Raw genomic sequence first — 20,657 nt, forward strand, 5'->3', positions numbered from 1 at the left:
CTGTTGCTGCGTTCGGCACCTTTTCCGCAGCGTTCGAGATTGGCGAAAGCTTTGGCGCAGGCTTCTTTCTCCCCGTCTCTATACGGGGAGAAATGCCCAGCAGGGCAATGAGGGGCTGCGCCATCGCGATGTTCCTGTTCGCCATCTTAGCCTTACGGCGCCTTGACCTCCATCATGCCGGTGGCGGTGCGGGCCGAATATTGCGGGCGGTACATGTCCTCCACCGTCGCTGCCGGATGGGCGTAGGTGCCGGGCGTCACCGCGCGCACGACATAGGCCAGTGCGATGCTGCGGTCGCCGTCACTGTCATTCGGGTTGAACGCCGCAACGAAACGGTCGTCGCGGAATTCGAGATGGGCGGCATCGGTCTGCGCCAGCCAGGAGAAGTTCGACAATTGTGCGCTGGAGACCAGACCGGGATTGTCGATCTCGAAGCCGGCCGGCAACAGATCGGTGATCAAGAGGCGCGACGGCCACTTGTTCTGCTCGTAAACCTTGAGCACGACCACATAGCGTTCGTTCTGCTGGACCTCGGTGACGTTGGCTTCGGTGCCGTCGAGCTTGTAGTAGGTGCGCTCGATGGTGAAGCCGTCGCCGCCGGCCGGCAGCGGCTCGACCGGCGAGGCCACCGTGGTGACGACGGCCTGCAGCGGCGTCTTGCCGGTGTTGGCGATGGTGAGCGGGCTGTCGGCTATGTCGCTGCCGCTGAGCTGGTCGGAATAGCCGCCGGCGTGCGGCGCGCCATTGATCGAGAGCGTGATCGAGTCGTTGCCCTCCTTCAACGCCCGCGCCGCCAGCAGCATCCAGGACTCGTCCTGCGTGCTCGTCCAGCGGGCGTCGGCGCGCTTCCTCGCCACCAGCCTGGTCAGTGCCGGCACGATGGTCGGCACCGGCTTCGATTCCGCGGCAAGCGCCAGCATCGCCGCGCCGTCACGCAACGGCGAACCGTAGTCCGAGCGGTAGTAGTCGTAGTCGGTGGCCGACTGGGCCAGCCGGAACGCCGCCTGGAACGTGGCTTCCGAGCGCTGCGTATCGCCATAGAGCGCCAGGCTCGCCGCCAACTGGGCGACGGCCATCGGGCTGGTGAAGGCCTCGAGCTGCGTGTCGGCGTAGTAACGCAGGTCGCCGACCGAAGCCTTCTTGTTGCGGGCAAGGACATAGAGCGCGTAGGCGATCTCGCTGCCGCGACCCTGGACGTCCTGGTCGTAGCCGAGCGAGTTCTGCAGATTGTTCAGCGCCTGGCTCATCGCCAGTGCAGGCACGTCGTATTTCTGCTCGCGCGCCCGGGTCAGGAAGTCGCTGACATAGGCGTCCAGCCAGAGATCGCCGGAGCCCGGCCCCCACAGGCCGAAGCTGCCGGCCGAGGCCTGGTAGCTCAGCACCTTGTAGATGGCCTCCTGGACGCGGTTATGCAGGTCCGGGTCGCTGGCCATGCCGACGCCGGATGCCAGCTCGTTGACGTAAAGCAGCGGCAGGGCGCGGCTGGTCGTCTGCTCGGCGCAGCCGTAGGGGTAGCGGTCGAGCGTCATCAGCAGCGACGGCACGTCGAAGGCTGCCGCCTGCGAAACACCGACGCTGACGGAAGCGCCGTCGAGCAGGCTTGCCGCCAGCAGTTCCTTGTCGACGCGCAGCGCCCCGACATTGGGCTTGAGGTCGACCACCAGGCGGGTGGTGACCGGCAGTTGCGGTGGCCGCACCGGGACGTAGAGCGTCTGCTCAACCTTGGTGCCGTCGGCATGGGCGAGCTTGATGGTCAGTGAAGCATTGCCGGCGGTCTTGGCGATCAGCGGCACGGTCAGCGTCTGGCGCTTGCCCTGGGCGAGCGTCAGCATCTGGGGCAACGGTTTGTCGCCGGTCGACAGATCGCCTGTCGTGTCGATCGACAGGGCATAGTCGCCGGCCGGACCGTCGGTGTCGGCAATGTCGAGCCGCATGACGGCGGTATCGCCGGGCGCCAGGAAGCGCGGCAGGCCGGCGGTGATCACGATCGGATCACGCACGATGACGTCGGACTGGGCATGGCCGACCGCTTCCTTGGTCCAGGCGACGGCCATGACGCGCACGGTGCCGTTGAACTGCGGAATGTCGAAGTCGACCCTGGCCTTGCCGTCGGCATCGAGCTGGACCACGCCGGAGAAGAAGGCGACCAGCTTTTCGGTCGGCGGTCTGCCTTGCGCCTGCAGGTTGGAGCCGTCGCCGCCGGTGCGCAACTTGCCGGTAGTGCCGAGCGAACCGTCAATCAGGCGGCCATAGAGGTCGCGGATCTCAAGCCCGAGCATGCGCTGGCCGAAGAACCAGTTCTCCGGGTCCGGCGCCTTGTAGTTGGTGAGGTTGAGGATGCCGACATCGACGGCGGCGACCATGACATAGGCATTGCTGCCGGGTTGCACACCGGCGACGGAGACCGGGAACGACAGCTGCTGGCGCGGCATCGTCTTGTCGGGCGGCGTCAGGGTGACCGCGAGCTTCTTCGAGCCCGGATCGACGTTCAGCCATTTGACGCCGATAGCGCGCGCCGGCAGGCGCGTTTCCTGCGCATCGCCCGGCCTGAACAGCGTCGCGGTGATGTAGGCGCCGGCGCCCCAGTCGTCGCCGACCGGGATGTCGACGGTGCTGCCGCCGACCGGCACCGTGGCGGTGACGGTCTTCAGCAGTTTGTCGGCGCCGATGGTAACCAGCAGTTCGCCGGCAAAGTGCGGTGAGATCTTGAGCCTGGCCACTTCGCCTGCTGCATAAGTGTCCTTGTCGAGAGCGATCTCGAGGCCGTCGGGTGTTTCGGTGGTGGTGGAGGAGACATACCAGCCGCCATCGAACTCATAGCTGGTCGCCGGTCCCTCGGGATCGGCAGTTTCGACCTGCAGCCGGTAGCGGCCCCAGTCGACCGGCAGCGACACGGTCGCTTCGCCATCGGCGCTGAGGTCGACCTGGCCGTTGGCCACCGACTTGGTGAAGGTCACCGGCTCATAGTTCCAGGAATTGTTGGAGCGGTACCATTGGTAATTGCGCTCGACCTTGACCAGCGACCACAACGCGTCCTTCAGCGCTTCGCGCTTGCCGTCGGGATCGACGGCGATCAGGCTGAATTTGGCCGTACCGCCTTGCGGCACCTCGTCATTGTCGAAATCCGGCCGGATGCCGATCATGTGGCCTTGCGGGCGGATGCCGATCTCGAGCGAGCGCTCGACGGCGCGGCCGCCGGTTTCGCGCATCCTGACCGTGACCTTGGCATCGACCAGCTTGGTGGTCGAGGGCAATTGGTCGACGGAGACCGGGAAGATCGCCTTGCCGTCTTCGCCGACCACGGGCAGGCCGGTGAGCGGGGTCACCGAGGGTTCGGCCGACTGCTCGTCGGCGAGACCGAAGGAATAGCCCTTGAAGCGGTCCCAGTCGCGGGCGGTCGACAGCGTCAACTCGCCTTCGAGCGCCAGGCCCGCTGCCGGCGCACCATAGAGGAAGCGGCCGTCGACGGTCACGTTGGCGGTCTCACCCTGCGCAATCTCCTTCTTGTCGGCGGAGAGGTCGAACTCGATGCGATCCGGCACGAAATCCTCGACCAGGAACATCTGGCTGGCGACCGCCGCCTGCTTGGGATCGGTGTAGATAGACACGGTCCAGGTGCCGCGCATGGCGTTGGGTTCGAGCGGCAGGTCGACGGCATGGCCGCCGGCCGATGCGCCGTCGCTGACGATACGGCGGTTCTCGACGCCATCGGGGCGCGTGAAGATGAAGGTCAGCGGCAGGTTCTCGACCGCCTTGGCGGCGCCGTCGCGGGCGAGCGCCGCGACATGGACATCCTCGCCGGCGCGGTAGATGCCGCGCTCGGTCCAGGCATAGAGGTCGAGCGCGCCCGGCGCCGGGCGCCCGGAGACGCCGCGGTCGGACAGGTCGAAGCCGGCCCGGCCCATGTCGAGGAAGACGAAGTCGTTGTCGCCCTGCTTGGCCATCAGGACGGCCGGCACCATGCCGCCGTCGCCGCGCGTCAGGCCGGGGTTGAAGACGGCGCGGCCTTCGGCGTCGGTGGTGGCGGTGCCGAGGATCTCGTTGTTGCGGGCGAGCAGCGTGAGCTCGGCGCCCGATATCGGCTTGGCGGTTCCGAGCGACCGGGCAAAGACGTTGAGCCCGTCCTGCCCCGTATAGGTCGACAGGCCGATGTCGGAGACAACGAACCATTGCGTGGCCCGTGAATTATACTCGTCGCTCTTGTCGTCCACCGCCTGCGCGGTCAGCACATAGACGCCCGGCTTGCGCTGCGGCAGGGCCTCATCGACCGGGAAGGACGTGGTGACCTCCTTGTTAAGATCGTTGGCGATGTCGAGCTGGCCTTCCCAGACAGGCTCGCCCATCTGGTCGGAGATGTTGGAAAGGTCGTAGCCGTCGAGCTGCTTCAGGAACTGATAGCCGGACAGAAGCTGCGCCAGCGAACGGTCGCCGATGCGATAAAGCTTCATCTTGGCGGCGGCCATGTTGACGGTGACGACCGGAATGCCGCGGCGCGCGCCGGCCGGCAGCACGAAGCTGTCGCCGGTGAAGCGGGCCGATGGCGCGCGGTCCTGCACATAGATCGACAGCACCACGGGTACGGAAATCACCTCGCCGATGGCGGCCGGCAGGCCGGTGCGGAAGGTCACTTCATAGTGCTGGCCGTGTTCCAGCCCTTCGACGCAGATTTGCTTGTCCTTGGCCTCGACGCCCTTCGGCGGCGCATTGTCGACGGTGACGAACTGGGCATAGTCGACGCCCGTCTTGACCAGGTCCTCGGAAAACTGCGCGCAGATGCGTGGCGCGCTGGTGTCGGCGTCGACCGTGTGATCGATGACGCGGAAGCCCTTGCGTGACTTCAGGTCCGCATAGTCGGCCTGGACCGAAGGCGAAGCGACCAGCGCGAGGCTGGCTTCATAGGCCTGGAGTGCTGGCCGGTAGAGGTCGCGGCGGTCAAGCCCGGCGCCGAGCAGCGCCAGCACTTCGGCGCGCGTCCTGGTGGTGCGCAGGAGCTTGTAGGCGTTGAAGCCGGCGGAGGTGGCGTTTGCCGGCAAAGTCGATGCTTCGGAGGTGTTGGAGGCCGGCTGCACCGCAAGTGTCTCGCGCGCCAGTTCGAACCAGAGGTGGCCGTCATCGGGCAATACCGAAACCGCGGCCTCGTATTTCTGCATGGCGGAGCGATGGTCGCCGGTCAGCGACGACTGCTCGGCCGCTGCTTTGAGCGCTTCCAGCCCTTCGGTCGGCTTGTCATAGGCCGGATCGGTCAGCTTGTTGCGGTACTGCTGGGCCTGGTCGGCCATCCAGTTGGGGAAGAAGGCAAGCTCCGGCGGCGCGCCGATATCGGGATCGCCATCGACATTGGCGACCTTGCCGGCGATGGCGCCGTTGAAGGTTTTCAGCTGGTTATAGTCGGATTTGAGGAAACACCATTTGGCCTTGGTGTTGTAGGTGAAGGCGCGGCAGGCCGGATCGCCCAGGCAGGTCGTCTTGCACTGGTCGAGGCTGACATTCTGGTCGGAGCGGAGATCGAAACCGAAATAGTCGGAATTGTCGGTCGTCACGATTCGCCGGGCTTCGGCCGCTTGCGCGGCGCTTCCCAAGGCAAAGAAAAGAAGGAGAAGAAAAGACAGACCACGAGCCGCGCGCATTGCCATAACACCCTCCAGACAGTGCTTACGTCCCGGCATGATCAAGCTTCAGTCAGGCTTGTCAACACAAGGACGCGGCAGGTTCCGCCTGCCAACGGTTTCCTTTCCGGCCGAGAGCCGGTATCGGATAGAACCTCCATAGGACAGGGGATCACGCATTCTTGCGGCGACGCAGAAGGTGTGAATTCCAAGCCCTGTCTATTTCAGACAATTGGATTGTGGCCCCTTTACGAGCACTTCAGAACTTCATTCCAATTTTAGCATTGCAAGCTAGGTTAGATTTGTAATGTCGGCGCATGAAAGGCATATGTCGGGAAGAACCGCGCGAATGCGCGGGCTTCCGCGCGCCCTGCTTTTCGTGCTGATGTGTTCCACCATGCTCGCCGCGGAAAGCCGGAATGCGGCCGCTTTCGAGATTTTCGGCATCAAATTGTGGGGCTCGTCGAAGGACGAGGACGCCGATATCGTCGACCCGCTGCGCTACGCCGTGAGCATCGAAGCGACCGACGCCGACAAGGATCTGGTCAAGAAACTCGAAAACGCCTCGACGCTGAAGGCCGACGAAGAACGCCCTGTGTCCGGTTCGCTCGGCCTGCTGGCCAAGGCGCGCAGCGACCGCGAACAACTGGTTGCGGCGCTTTATGCGGATGCCCGCTACGAAGGCATCGTCACCGTCACCATCCAGGGCAAGGCGCTGGATGAATTGCCGCCGGACGCCGAATTCACCGGGCCGCAGCCGATCCCGGTGGTGGTCACGGTGACGCCTGGGCCGAAATTCACGCTGGGCAATATCAGGCTGGAGGGCGATGCGGCCGGGCTGGCAAGCGCCGATTTCGGGCTGATCGCCGGCGGCGATGCCGGATCGGGCGCCGTGCTCAAGGCCGAAGCGCTGATCGTCCGGGCGCTGAAGCAGGAAGGCCGGCCGCTGGCCAAGGTCACGAGCAGCCATATCGTCGCCGACCATGCGACCTCGACGCTCGACGTCACGCTGACCGTGGCGGCCGGACCGGTCGCCGGCTATGGCGACACGACGGTGGAGGGCACCGAGAAGGTCGACCGCGATTTCACCGAATACATGACCGGCCTGAAGCGCGGCCGCCAGTATTCGCCCGACGAGATCGACGATGCACGCGACCGGCTGCTTGGGCTGGAAGTGTTCAACAGCGTGACGCTGAAGGAAGGCGACGGCCTCGACGCCGACGGCAACATCCCGATCAACGTTCAGGTCAGCGAACGCAAGCCGCGCTATTTCGGCGTCGGCGGCACCTTCTCCAACACCGAGGGGCTCGGCCTCGAAGGCTATTGGGGCCACCGCAATCTGTTCGGCCGGGCCGAAAAGCTGCGCATCGACGGCGCCATCAGCGGCATTGGCAGCAACGACCTGGGCGAGCTCAACTACAATGCCGGCATCATGTTCGAGAAGCCGGGTGTGGTCGGGCCGGCATCGAAATTCATTGCCAGCGTCAAGACCGTGCTCGAACATCCCGACGCCTATGACCATTTCTCAATCAAGGGCAGCACCGGGCTTTCCTATGACATCGACAAGAAGCAGAGGGTGTCGGCGGAAGGCGCGCTCGATTATTCGAAAATCACCGATGCCTTCGGCAAACGCACCTATCTGATCGCCAGCATTCCGCTGCAATATGTCTATGACAATCGCGACGTCAGGCTCAATCCGACAAAAGGTTTCAGGGTGCTGGCCTATGCCGAACCGAGCTACGACATTTTGAGCGGCGCTGCCTTCCTCAAGCTGAAGGGCGAAGGGTCGGCTTACCAATCGGTCGACACGGCCTCAAAATTCGTGCTCGCCGAGCGCGTTGCCATTGGTTCCATCGTCGGCACCAGCCTGGAGCATGTCCCTGCCGACCGTCGCTTCTATTCCGGCGGCGGCGGCTCGGTGCGCGGCTATGCCTATCAAGGCATCGGCCCTAAGGACATCGACGGGCAGCCGATCGGCGGCCTTTCCTTCTTCGAAACCTCGGTCGAGATGCGCATTGCCGTCACCGACACGGTCGGCATCGTGCCGTTCGTCGATGCCGGCACCGTCTCGACGAAATCTTTCCCGGACTTTTCCGACATGAAGGTGGGCGCCGGCGTCGGCGTGCGCTATCTAACGCCATTCGGGCCGTTGAGGGTCGACGCGGCGATCCCGCTCAACCGCGACCCGGGCGACCCGCGTTTCGGCATCTATGCCGGCATCGGTCAGGCGTTCTGAGCCATGAAGACGTTCTGGCGCATCTTCCGCATTGTTCTTTACACGCTGCTCATCGTGGTGGCGGCAGCGGTCGGCGCGCTCGTCGTGCTGACCAAGACCGAGCGCGGTCGCGACAACCTCGCCGGCATCGTCTCGAACCTGGCATCGAGCGATGACCGCAAGGTCACCGTCAGCGGCATAGACGGCATCTGGTCGGGCGCGCTCAGGCTCGACCATGTCGTGCTGGAAGACCGCAACGGTGCCTGGCTGGTGGCCCGCAAGGTCGCCGTCGACTGGTCGCCGCTGGCGCTTCTGTCGAAGAGTTTTGACGCCGAGCGCATCGGTGCCGAGCGCATCGAACTCGCCCGCTTGCCGGCTGCGAGCACCCGGCCAGCGGAGAGTGGTGCAACGACGCTGCCGGTTTCGATCGACATAAAACAGATCGATATGCCTGAGATTGCGCTTGGCGAGCAACTGGCCGGGAGTGGCATTGCCGAGCTGGCCGCCAAGGGATCGGCCAAGGTCGATGCCTCGCCGCTGGCGGTCGAAACGGTGCTCAACGTCACCCGCCATGACGGCAAGCAGGGCAATGTCGACGCCAAGGTCCATTTCGCGCCCGCCGACAACAAGCTCGACCTCGATCTCAAGGCATCCGAGCCGGCGGGCGGCATCATCGCCAATCTGCTCAAACTGCCTGACGCGCCACCGGTCGATATCATTGTCTCGGGGACGGGGCCACTGGCCAACTGGAGCGGCATCGGTACCTTCGTCGTCGACGGCCAGATCGTCACCCAACTCACCGGCCGCCACCAACTCAGCGACAAAGGAAACTACGTCGAGGCCAAGGGTGACGGCGATTTCGGGCGCTTCCTGCCGGAGAAGCTGAAGCCGCTGTTTGCCGGCAAGACCAGCTTTGACCTTGCCGGCACCACGACGCCGGCCGGCGGCGTCGCCATCGAGCGCGCCACGATCGAGAGCGACGCCGTGCATGGCACTGCCGCGGGCACTGTCGATCCCAAGGGCGCGAGCGACCTTTCGGTGGAGATCGCCGCCAAAGGCGAGCCCGTGGTGCTCGACGTCGGCACCAAGGCGCAGCCAGTTACCGTGGCGGTGAAAAACGCGACCGCCCGCGCCTTTGGCGACGGCAAGGCGCCGATGGTCGATATCGGCGCGTCGCTGGTTTCGGTGGCGGCAGGCGGCACGCAGCTCAACGATCTGGCGGCGCAGATCCATTCCGACGGTTTCGAAATTGAGAACCGCAGCGGCCCGGTCACCATCAAGCTTTCTGCCGGCGGCCTGAAGACCGATGTCGCGACGCTGACGCCGCTGGTGACCGGCAAGCTGGCGGCCGATCTCGCCGGCAAGATCAGCAAGGACGAGATTTCGCTCGACCAGGGAACGCTGCGCAGCGATGCACTCAACGCCTCGCTGACGGCCACTCTATCGCTGACCGACCTGGCGATGAAGCTGAAGATGAACGCCGATGCGGTTTCATCGGCGCTGCCGCCGCAGATCAGCTCCGTGCTCGGCGAGCGCGTGACGTTCTCGGCGACCGCGACCCGCGATCCGCAAGGCTCGTTCGCCGCCAATTCACTCGAATTGACCTCCGGTTCGCTCAAGGCCAGCGGCACCGCCAGCGCGCAAGGCAGCGATATCCAGGCCGACATCAAGGGCACGCTCGGCGACGTTTCAGTGCTGTCGCAGCTGGCCGGCGTGCCTCTCGCCGGCGGTGTCAACTTCGCGCTGACGGCAAGCGGGGCGCGCTGGGCGCCGGACTTTTCCGTTTCGGCCGACAGCGCCAGCCTGACGGCGTCGGGCCGTACGGTCAAGGACATCAAGCTGACCGCATCGGGGAAGGCCGACATCGCCAGTCCGGCGGCGGATGTCTCGCTGACCGGGTCGGTCGACGGCCAGCCGCTCGACATCAAGGCGGCGCTGGTGACCAGCGATGGCAAGCGTTCGATCAAGGGGCTCAGCCTGTCGCTGGGTGACAACAAGGTTTCGGGCGACCTTGTGCTCGACGACAAGTTGCTGCCGCTCGGCACGCTGACGCTCGCTGCCCCCGATATCGCGCCGCTGGCTTCGCTTGCCGGTCAGGCGGTGGCCGGTGATATCGGCGGAGCCATTGCCTTCGCCAAGGATGGTGAAGCTCCGACCGTCACCATCAATGCGGCCAGTGCATCGATCTCGCGCGGCGAGATGGCGGCGAAGGCAATCACCGTCAATGCGCTGATCGCCAACTATCTCAAGAGCCCGGCGATCTCCGGTACGATCAAGGCCGACAGTGTGACATCGGGAACGACAGTCATCAGCGGCATTGGCGTCGACCTGAAGCGCGACGGCGACTGGACCAATTTCACCGGGGGCGCCACGATCGCCGGCATCCCGGCCACCGCCGCCGGCCGGGCGAAGATCGCCGGCGGGACGACCAGCATCGAGATCGCTTCGGGCGAGGCGACCGTTCGCGGCATCAAGGCCGCCATCGCCAGCCCGTCAAATCTCTCGATCGCCAATGGCGTGACCAGCATCGAGCGACTGGTGGTCGATGTCGGCGGTGGCGCCGTGACGCTCTCCGGCACTGCAGGTCAGACGCTCGACCTGGCGGCAATTTTCTCCGCCCTGCCGGCAGCCCTTGCCAATGATTTCTCCCCCGGCCTCGACGCTGCGGGGACACTCGACGGGACGGCGCAGGTGACGGGATCGCCGGCAAGCCCAGACATACGCTTCAACGTGCAACTCGCCGGCGCCGAGACCAGCCAGACCCGCCAGGCCGGGCTTGGGCCGCTCAACCTCAATGCCGCCGGCGGCTTAACGAGCGCCGGGGGGATCGCCATCGATCATGCGACGCTTGCCGGCGACAAGATCTCCGGCAAAGCCGCCGGCACGATCAACCCGAACGGCGCCAGCGATTTCGCGCTCGACCTGACATCGACCGGTCCCAGCCTGCCGCTGTCGCTCGGCAGCGCCGAAAGCCCGATCAAGCTCGAGCTGCAGGCCTTGTCGGTGAAGGCGGCGGGGCAAGGCATGAAGGCGAAGCTGGATATTTCCGCGGCGCTGCCTTCGGTCGCCACCAACCACGCCAAGGTTGAAGGCATCACGCTGGCGCTGCATTCCGACGCCTTCGACGTCAAGAGCCGTACCGGACCGATCTCGGGTACGGTGACGGCGGACAAGATAGGATTGGACAACCCGACCATCGCGCCGCTGATCGCCGGCAAGATCATCGCAAAAGTCGCCGGCAGCCTTGCCGCGGATGCCATCACCATCGACAGCGGCTCGGTGCAGGGCGCAGCACTCGACAGCGCTTTCAATGGCCGGGTTTCCCTGGCCGACGGCGCCATCGACCTCAACCTCAAGGCGGACGCCCTTTCGGCGGCGTTGCCGGCGGCGGCGCGTGGCGTGCTGGCCGAGCGGACGCAACTCAGCGCGACGCTGAAGCGCGATGCCCATGGCAATGTCAGCGCGAGCCCGGTCACGCTGGCGTCGGGTGCGCTGACCGCCAATGGGCAGGCAAGCCTCGCCGACAACAAGCTCAGCGCCGACATCAAGGGCGCGTTGGCTGATATTTCGCTGCTGTCGAAAGACGCCAAGGGTGCCATCGCTTTCGCGCTGAATGCGCAAGGCGCCAGCCTGGCGCCGGACCTGTCGCTGACGGTCGAGAGCGACCGGCTTTCGGTCGCGGACCGCGAAATCACCGGCCTGAAATTGACCGCCACCGGCAAGGCGGATGCCGCCAATCCGGCGGCCAATGTGCAACTGACCGGCAATGTCGCCGGGCAGGCACTGCAGGGCAGCGCGGTGCTGGCGACGACGGACGGCAAGAGCGCCATCAACGGACTGCTGCTGTCGCTGGGCAAGAACCGGATCTCCGGCGACCTCGCGCTCGACCAAGCCTTCGTGCCTGAAGGCACTGTCGCCCTCGACCTGCCCGATATCGGGCCGCTTGCCGCGCTGGCGCTGGAAAAGGCCGAAGGCGATGTGCGCGGCACGATCGTCTTCTCGAAGAGCGGCAACGCGCCGCAGGTCGCTATCAAGGCGACGACCGGTTCGCTTTCACGCGGCGACCTGGTGGCGAAAACCGTTTCCATCGACGCGCTGATCGCCAACTATCTCGCCGCGCCGGTGATCTCGGGCAAGATCCGCGCCGACAGCGTCACCTCCGGCGGCACCGTCATCCGCGGCATCGATGTCGATCTCAAGCGCGACGGCGACTGGACCGGCTTTTCCGGCGGCGCCACCGTCAAGGACATTCCGGCCAAGGCCGCCGGCCGGGTCAAGGTCGCCAACGGCACGACGACCATCGAGCTCGCTTCCGGCCAGGCGACGGTGCAGGGGATAAAGGCGGCGATCGCGCAAGCCTCGGCCGTGAGCATCGCCAATGGAACGACGACGCTGGACAGGCTGGTACTCAACCTCGGCGGCGGCACGGCGACGGTGACCGGCAAGGTCGGGCAGGCGCTCGACATCAATGCCGCGCTGGCCAAGGTGCCAGCCTCGCTCGCCAATAGTTTTTCACGCGGTCTCGATGCCGCCGGTTCCATTTCGGGCACGGTCAAGGTGACGGGCGCCCCCGCCAATCCAAGCATCGCTTTCAAAATCGACGCCGCCGGGGTGCAGACCGCGCAGACCCGCGGCGCCGGCCTTGGCGGCATGAACATCTCCTCGTCAGGAACGTTCGCCAGCAAGAAACTCACCTTCGATGCCAACATCAGCGATGGGGCGGGTCTCGGCCTCAAGGGCGGCGGCACGGTGACCATTGCGGGCGCACCGGCGCTGGTGCTCGACTTTTCCGGCAAGGTGCCGTTTTCCTTCCTTGCCGCGAAGCTTGCCGCGCAGGGCCTGTCGTTGAACGGCACCGCCAATGTCAATGTGCAGGTGCGCGGCTCGGCGACGTCACCGGTGATCGGCGGCACGGTCAGCACGTCAGGCGCCCGCCTGGTCGATGCGCGCTCCGGCCTTGCCGTCAACGACATCGTCGCCGACGTTTCGATCGGCGCCGGCGTTGCCCGGATCAACCGCCTGACCGGCACACTGTCGACGCGCGGCAGCCTGTCGGCCAGCGGGACGGTCGGCATCAATCCGGCGCAAGGGTTCCCGGCCGACCTGTCGGTCAAGCTCATCGACGGCCGCTATACCGACGGCAGGGTGGTCACGGCCAATCTCGGCGGCGACCTGACCATCAAGGGACCGCTCGCCTCGGCGCCGGTGATCTCGGGAACCATCAACCTGGCCAAGACCGTCATCACCGTGCCCGAGAAGCTGCCGGGGTCGCTGTCGGCGCTCGACGTCAAGCACAAGAACGCGCCCGGCGCCGTCCGGGCGCAGGACAAGGCGCTGCGTCCGCCAACGACAAGCGGCGGTGGCGGCGGCAGCGGGCTTGTCCTCGACGTCACGGTCAACGCGCCGAACCAGATCTTCATCCAGGGCCGGGGCGTCGATGCCGAGCTTGGCGGTTCGCTGAAGCTCACCGGCCCGGCATCGTCGCCGCATGCGGTCGGCACCTTCACCTTGCAGCGCGGGCGGCTGTCGATCCTCGCCAAGCGGCTGACCTTCACCGAAGGCACGGTCGGCTTTTCGGGCTCGCTGGTGCCCTACCTCAACCTGACGGCAACCTCGACGACGAGCAGCGCCACCGTCACCATCGTCGTCTCGGGCGAAGCGACCAATCCGAAATTCACCTTCTCGTCCGTGCCGGCCCTGCCGGAGGACGAGGTGCTGGCGCAACTGATCTTCGGCCGCTCGATGTCGAATCTGTCGCCGCTGCAGATCGCCCAGCTTGCCGAAGCCGCAGGGCAGCTGGCTGGCGTCGGCGGCTCGACATCGCTGCTCGAAAACCTGCGCAGCGCGATCGGCGTCGACGATCTCGACGTCACGACGGACGAGAAGGGCGGCACGGCCGTTTCGGCCGGCAAATACCTCAACGACCGCACCTATGTGACGATCCAGAAGGGCGACAAGCCGGGTTCTGGCAAGGCGACCATCGATCTCAATGTCGGGCGCGGCGTCAAATTGCGCGGCGAAGCCAACGATGCAGGGGAAGCCAAGGGCGGCATCTTCTACGAGCGCGAATACTGAAATCGGCGACGATCGCGAGCGTCGGGAGCTATCGCCCTGGCGCAAACTCAAGGATCAGCTGGCGCTGTCCTATCCCGCTTGAATGTCTCATTTTAATCGGGCCCCGGGATTCGAACGGAATCTTCCGGGCAGTAGCAATTTTGCGCCAAGACTGTCGCTATCACGCGAACTGCCCTCCTTCCAAAGTTGCACATTCGCTAACATGTTCCCCGTCCGTGTCGGTCTTTGACATCACGGCGCGGATGCGGAATGTTAAAAGGCAGAAAGCCAACAATGGGAGTCAGTCATGGCAATCTACAAAAGCAACGGTGACCGCGTTCCGGATCATATCCTGGCAATGGCCGAAGAAGCCAAGGCAGGCAAGATGGATCGCCGCGAATTTCTCGCTCTGGCCAGCGTCTTCGGCGCGTCCACGGCGATGGCCTACGGCATGCTCGGTCTGGCCGATCCGACGCCGGCCAAGGCGGAAGAGGTCCAGGGCAAGAAAGGCGGCACGCTGAAGGTCGCGCAGTGGATCAAGGATCCGAAGGACCCGCGCAAGGCCGACTGGTCGGAAATCGCCAATGCCGAGCGCCAGGCGCTCGAGCCGCTGGTCAAGTACACCACCGAATACACGTTCCGTCCCTATCTTCTGGAGAGCTGGGATGTGAACGACGACGCCACCGAATACACACTGCATGTGCGTAAGGGCGTGACCTGGTCGAACGGCGATGCATTCACCGCCGATGACGTGATCTTCAACCTCAAGCGCTGGGGCGACAAGAAAGCCGAAGGCAACTCCATGCCAGGTCGTCTCGGCTCGCTGGTCAAGGACGACAAGCTGGACGAAAGCGCCGTGACCAAGGTCGACGATGTGACCGTCAAGCTGAAGCTGGGCAAGCCCGATATCGCGCTCATCCCGAACATGTGCGACTATCCGGGCCTCATCGTTCACAAGACCTTCGACGAGAAGGGCGGCGACTTCAAGGCCTGCCCCATCGGCACCGGCCCATTCGAACTCGTCTCCTACGATGTCGGCCAGAAGGTGGTCTACAAACGCCGCGAAGACAACAAGTGGTGGGATGGCGAGGTCTTCCTCGACGGCGTCGAGTTCATCGACTACGGCACCGATCCGGCGGCGATGGTCAGCGCCTTCGAAGCCGGCGAAATACACACCAACTACGAAACCTCGGCCGACTATGTGTCGATCCTCGACGGCATGGATCTGGTGAAGTCCGAGGTGGTCACCGCAGCGACCATCGTCTGCCGCACCAATGTGGCCAACAAGCCTTACGACGACCAGAAGGTACGCCAGGCGCTGCAACTCGGCGTCGACAACGCTGTCGTCCTCCAGCTCGGTTACGGCAATGCCGGGACTGTCGCTGAGAACCACCACGTCTGCGCGATTCATCCGGAATATTTCGAGTTGCCGAAGATCGCGCGTGATCCGGCCAAGGCGAAGGCACTGATGGCCGAAGCCGGCCATGCCGATTTCGAGCATGAGCTGATCACGGCCGACGAGGACTGGAACAAGAACACCGGCGATGCGATCGCCGCGCAGTTGCGTGACGCCGGCATCAAGGTGAAGCGCACGGTGCTGCCGGGCTCGACTTTCTGGAACGACTGGACCAAGTATCCGCTGTCGATGACCACCTGGAACATGCGGCCGCTCGGCGTCCAGGTTCTAGCGATCGGCTACCGCACCGGTGAAGCCTGGAACGAGACAGCCTGGTCGAATCCCGATTGGGATGCCAAGCTCAACGCCGCGCTCGCCGTCGCCGATGCCGCCAAGCGCAAGGATATGATGAAGGACATCCAACAGACCCTGCAGGATTCCGGCATCATCATCCAGCCCTTCTGGCGCAAGCTCTACAGTCACTCGGTCAAGGCGGTGCAGAATTACAAGATGCACCCGACATACGAGCGCGACTACGGCAAGGTCTGGCTCGAACAGGCGTGATCGGATCGATCGGGGAGGGGGCGTTCGCCCCTTCCCCATCACTGCTTGCATGGTTCCAGAACCAGAAGCCGGCGCAGCAAAAAAGTTGCGGACTCTTCGGGAAAGATCGTGCAATAAAACAGGGTTGATCGCATCCGAGGGCCGGTTTGACAGCCAACTCTGCCGGCAACGGTAGGGCTGGTTTTCGAAGCTGGCTACAACCCCAACCAGACCGGCAGGGGACCGCCATGCTTTCTTTCGTTATCAGGCGCCTGGGCACCATGGCATTGACGATGCTGTGCCTGACGATCATCGTCTTCTTCCTGATCAACCTCGATCCGAATTTGAAGAAGCTGGCGATCAGCCAGACCGAAATGCATACATCGGCCGAGCAGCTCGAAAGCTGGTTGGAGGAACACGGCTACCGCCAGAACTTCTTCGTCCGCTATGGCCAATGGCTCGGCGTGATGCCCAAGCAGCCGGTGACCGATGCCGCGACAGGCAAGCCGGCCCAGCGGTTCTCCTTCTGCAACGATCCGCTTGTGCCGACATATTCCGGTATCCTGCAGGGCGATTTCGGTTGCTCGACCAAGTTCAAGACGGCAGTGGCGTCAAAGCTCTTTCCAGCGCTTAGCGCCACCGGCATCCTGATGCTTTGCGTCCTGCTGGTCATGGTGCCGATCTCGCTGCTGATCGGCATCCTTGCCGGCATGCGCGAGGGTTCGCGAACGGACCGGACGCTATCGGTCGCCTCGATTGCCTCGACGGCGACGCCCGAATATGTGTCGGGCGTCATCTTCACTGTCATCTTCGCGTCCTGGCTCGGCTGGCTGAATGGCTCGGCGGCCTCGGCCAGCCAAGGCATCACCTTCTACAATTTCACGCTGCCGGTGATGACGCTGGCGATCTACGGCATCGGCTATATCGCGCGCATGACGCGCGCCTCGATGGTCGAGGTGATGACGCAGCAATACATCCGCACAGCGCGGCTGAAGGGCCTCTCCTTCGGCAGCGTCGTGGTCAAGCACGCACTGCGTAACGCGCTGATTGCGCCATTCACCGTCATCATGTTGCAGTTTCCCTGGCTGCTCACCGGCGTCGTCATCGTCGAGGTGATGTTCCGCTACCAGGGCTTCGGCTATACGCTGGTCGAGGCCGCCGGCAATAACGACATCGACCTTTTGCTCGGCTGCTCGCTGGTCTCGGTGTTCATCGTGCTGATCACGCAGCTCATTTCAGACGTCGGCTACGCGTTTCTCAATCCGCGTATCAGAGTGCAGTAGGGGATCGGGCGGATGCAGGTCGAATATATAAGCGCCTTCAATGTCATCCTCGGTGTGATCGGGCGGTTCTGGCCGGTCTGGATCGGTCTTGCCATCGTCATGGGCGCGAGCTTCGCCTACAAGAAGAAGCTCGGCCTCTATGGTCAGCTGTTCGATAGCAGCGTCGGCATTGTCGGCGTCGGCATCTGCCTGTTCTGGCTGTTCACGGCGATCTTTGCGTCGACCGTTGCGCCCTTCGACCCGCTCGCCCAGGTGCCGATCATGAAGGACGCGCTGCCGGGCGGGATCGAGCCGGTATCGAAGCTCGTCTACTATTTCGGCGGCGACAAGCTGGCGCGCGACGTGTTTTCCCGCATGGTCTTTGGCAGCCAGATCGTGCTGATCATCGCGCCGGCGGCGACCGGCTTTGCGCTGATGGTCGGCATCACGCTCGGGCTGCCGGCCGGCTATTATGGCGGCAGGATCGACACGGTACTGTCCTTCCTGGCCAACCTGGTGCTGGCCTTCCCGGTGATCCTTTTGTTCTACCTGCTGGTGACGCCGGGCATCATGGACACGCCGATCCCCTATGCCATGGCCGGACTGTTCTTCCTGTTCCCGATCATCTTCTTCAGCGTGCTGTTCTGGACGCGCTACAAGAACCGGCCCGATCGCCTCTACATCCTGCTTGGGCTGACGCTTGTCATCGGCGGCTGGATCTATGCCGGCCTCGTCTTCGACGCCGATCCGCTCAGGATCGTCCACATCGATCCCAACCAGCTCAACATCTTCGTGGCGGTGGTGTTTGCCTCCAGCCCCGGCGTGTTCCGCATCGTGCGCGGCCTGACCATGGACATCAAGACGCGCGACTATGTGGCGGCGGCGCAGACGCGCGGTGAATCGCCCTGGTACATCATGCTGTGGGAGATCCTGCCCAATGCGCGCGGACCGCTGATCGTCGATGCCTGCCTGCGTATCGGCTACACCACGATCCTGCTCGGCACGCTGGGCTACTTCGGCCTCGGACTGGCGCCGGAAAGCCCGGACTGGGGCACCGCGATCAAGGACGCCAGCCGCCTGCTGCGGTCCTTCATCCACCCGGCTTTGCCGCCGACGATCGCGCTGATGTCGTTCGTGCTGGGGCTCAACCTGTTGGCCGACTCGCTGCGCGAACAATCGATGAAAGACTGATCGACGGGTCCTCGACCCGACGTGCCTGACAAAAATTGGATTGGAGCGACCCATGAATGAGGCAGTTCGAAATCCCGGCAAGCCGACCGATGGGCCGATCATCGAGATCGAAAACCTGTCGATCTCCTTCTTCACCCGCAAGGGCGAGATACCGGCCGTCATGGATTTCTCCTGCACGGTCATGCCCGGCGAAGCCATGGGCATCGTCGGCGAATCCGGTTGCGGCAAGTCGACCGTGTCGCTCGGCATCATGCGCGACCTCTCCAACATCGGAAAGATCGTCGGCGGCAAGATCAAGTTCCAGGGCAAGGACATGGGCGAACTGTCCGACGAGGAACTGCGCGCCATCCGCGGCAACAAGATCGCGATGATCTACCAGGAGCCGATGGCCAGCCTCAATCCGGCGATGAAGGTCGGCCAGCAATTGATGGAAGTGCCGCTGATCCACGACAAGGTGTCGAAGGAAGAGGCTTACAGCCGAGCGCTCGACATGGTGCGCTCGGTCAGGCTGCCCGATCCCGAGCGCATGATGCGGTCCTATCCGCACCAGCTTTCCGGCGGCCAGCAGCAACGCATCGTCATCGCCATGGCGCTGCTCTCGAAGCCGGCGCTGCTTCTGCTCGACGAGCCGACGACGGCGCTTGACGTGACGGTGGAGGCCGGCATCGTCGACCTGGTCAAGGGGCTCGGCGAGAAGTTCGGCACGTCGATGATCTTCGTGTCGCACAATCTCGGCCTGATCCTCGAGACTTGCGACCGCATCACGGTGATGTATTCGGGCGAAGCAGTGGAGACCGGCAAGATCAAGGACGTGTTCGATCGGATGCGCCATCCCTATACGCAGGGGTTGTTCCGCTCGATCCCGCTGCCCGGCGCCGACAAGAATTCGCGGCCGCTGATCTCGATCCCCGGGCAATTGCCGCTGCCGCACGAGCGGCCCAAGGGCTGCAATTTCGGCCCGCGCTGCCACCATTTCGTCGAAGGCGTCTGCAACGCCGCCGAGATCCCGATGATCGAGGTCGAGGGTCACGAAGGGCATTTTTCGCGCTGCGTGCGCTTCAACGAGATCGACTGGGAAGCGCTGCCTCCGGGCGCCAAGAAGGTCAACGAGCGCGTCGTGCCCGGCGCGCCGGTGCTCAAGATCGAGGATCTGAGGAAATACTACAAGGTCGGCGGCAGCGAGGTGTTCGGTTCGAGCGAGGGCCGCGTCGTCAAGGCCAACGAAACGATCTCCTTCATGGCGCGCGAATCCGAGACGGTGGCCATCGTCGGTGAATCTGGCTGCGGAAAGTCGACGCTGGCCAAGGTGCTGCTCGGCCTGGAAACGGCGAGTTCCGGCAGTGTGACGCTCGGCAACAAGGAAATCCAGTCGACGGGCATCGAGAAGCGCAGTGTCGAGACCGTGTCGTCGATCCAGATGGTGTTCCAGAATCCGTTCGATACGCTCAATCCCAGCCACACGGTCGGCTCGCAGATCATCCGTACGTTGGAAAAATTCAATGTCGGCAACAATGTCGCCGAGCGTCGCAAGCGGATGCTGGAACTGCTCGACCTGGTGAAGCTGCCGCGAGCGTTCGAGACCCGCAAGCCGCGCCAACTGTCAGGCGGGCAGAAGCAGCGTATCGGCGTGGCGCGCGCCTTTGCCGGCGACGCCAAGGTGGTGGTGGCCGACGAGCCGGTCTCGGCCCTCGACGTCTCGGTGCAGGCGGCGGTGACCGAACTCTTGATGGACATCCAGCGCAAGAACAAGACGACGATGCTGTTCATCAGCCACGACCTGTCTGTCGTGCGCTACATCGCCGACCGCGTCGTCGTCATGTATCTCGGCTATATCGTCGAGCAGGGCACGACCGACCAGATCTTCGCGCCGCCCTATCACCCCTATACCGAGGCGCTGCTGTCGGCGATCCCGATTGCCGACACCAGCGTGGTCAAGAAGCACATCGTGCTCGAGGGCGACATCCCGTCGGCAATGAACCCGCCGAGCGGGTGCCCGTTCCAGACGCGCTGCGGCTACAAGAAGCTGGTGCCGGACAATCTCTGCGAGACCAAGGTGCCGCCGGTGAAGAATCTCGGCGACGGCCATATGAGCCTGTGCTGGCTTGCCGACGACGTGCTGGCCAAGATGGAGCCGGTGATCAAGTTCGACAAGGAGCACGCCGCGCATGAGGGCGTGCCGGAAGATGCGCCGCACGGCAGTGGCCCGGGATTTGCCGGACCGGCGCCCAAGCGTCCGCGCGGCAAGAGGGCCAGTGCAAAAGCCGACGAGATCGGGGAGGCTGTCGAGAAGACTGAGGCTGTTGCGCGAGCCCGTCGCCACGAGATTCGCGACGAGGTTTCAGAAACCGGAGGCGCTGCAAAGCCTGCCCGTCCCAAGAAGCCGCGCTAAC

The 20,657-nt window shown here is 64.3% G+C and carries 7 protein-coding genes; 6 read left to right on the forward strand and 1 reads right to left on the reverse strand.

Features of this window, described 5'->3' with window-relative positions:
* Positions 1-152: 152 nt before the first annotated feature.
* The gene (locus AC04SI_RS03375) at positions 153-5,633 is read right to left on the reverse strand and encodes an alpha-2-macroglobulin family protein (RefSeq protein ID WP_488473909.1); all 5,481 of its coding nucleotides are present in this window, start codon (positions 5,631-5,633) and stop codon (positions 153-155) included.
* A gap of 280 nt (positions 5,634-5,913) precedes the next feature.
* Between AC04SI_RS03375 and AC04SI_RS03380 the strand changes: the two genes are divergently transcribed.
* The 6 genes from AC04SI_RS03380 to AC04SI_RS03405 all read left to right on the forward strand — a co-directional run bounded on the left by AC04SI_RS03380 (position 5,914) and on the right by AC04SI_RS03405 (position 20,656).
* A complete protein-coding gene (locus AC04SI_RS03380) occupies positions 5,914-7,842 on the forward strand; it encodes an autotransporter assembly complex protein TamA (protein WP_488473910.1) in 1,929 nt (642 codons plus the stop codon).
* Between the two features lie 3 nt (positions 7,843-7,845).
* On the forward strand, positions 7,846-13,896 hold the full coding sequence (locus tag AC04SI_RS03385; protein WP_488473911.1) for a translocation/assembly module TamB domain-containing protein: 6,051 nt from the start codon (positions 7,846-7,848) through the stop codon (positions 13,894-13,896).
* Positions 13,897-14,182: 286 nt separating this feature from the next.
* Positions 14,183-15,835, forward strand: a complete 1,653-nt coding sequence (locus AC04SI_RS03390) for an ABC transporter substrate-binding protein (RefSeq protein WP_404275377.1) — start codon at positions 14,183-14,185, stop codon at positions 15,833-15,835.
* Between the two features lie 227 nt (positions 15,836-16,062).
* Entirely contained in the window at positions 16,063-17,097 is a 1,035-nt protein-coding gene (locus tag AC04SI_RS03395) for an ABC transporter permease (protein ID WP_404275379.1), read from the forward strand.
* 12 nt (positions 17,098-17,109) lie between these two features.
* Positions 17,110-18,267 carry an ABC transporter permease gene (locus tag AC04SI_RS03400; RefSeq protein WP_404275381.1) on the forward strand — a complete coding sequence of 386 codons (1,158 nt, stop codon included), beginning with the start codon at positions 17,110-17,112 and terminating at the stop codon, positions 18,265-18,267.
* Positions 18,268-18,319: 52 nt separating this feature from the next.
* A complete protein-coding gene (locus tag AC04SI_RS03405) occupies positions 18,320-20,656 on the forward strand; it encodes a dipeptide ABC transporter ATP-binding protein (RefSeq protein WP_404275383.1) in 2,337 nt (778 codons plus the stop codon).
* The last annotated feature ends 1 nt before the right edge of the window (position 20,657 follow it).

The organism is Mesorhizobium sp. CNPSo 4689 (assembly GCF_057784325.1).

Coding starts and splice junctions, on each gene's coding strand:
- AC04SI_RS03385 (WP_488473911.1), top strand. CDS start 7,846: ATGAAGACGTTCTGGCGCATCTTCCGCATTGTTCTTTACACGCTGCTC.
- AC04SI_RS03380 (WP_488473910.1), top strand. CDS start 5,914: ATGTCGGCGCATGAAAGGCATATGTCGGGAAGAACCGCGCGAATGCGC.
- AC04SI_RS03400 (WP_404275381.1), top strand. CDS start 17,110: ATGCAGGTCGAATATATAAGCGCCTTCAATGTCATCCTCGGTGTGATC.
- AC04SI_RS03395 (WP_404275379.1), top strand. CDS start 16,063: ATGCTTTCTTTCGTTATCAGGCGCCTGGGCACCATGGCATTGACGATG.
- AC04SI_RS03375 (WP_488473909.1), bottom strand. CDS start 5,633: ATGGCAATGCGCGCGGCTCGTGGTCTGTCTTTTCTTCTCCTTCTTTTC.
- AC04SI_RS03390 (WP_404275377.1), top strand. CDS start 14,183: ATGGCAATCTACAAAAGCAACGGTGACCGCGTTCCGGATCATATCCTG.
- AC04SI_RS03405 (WP_404275383.1), top strand. CDS start 18,320: ATGAATGAGGCAGTTCGAAATCCCGGCAAGCCGACCGATGGGCCGATC.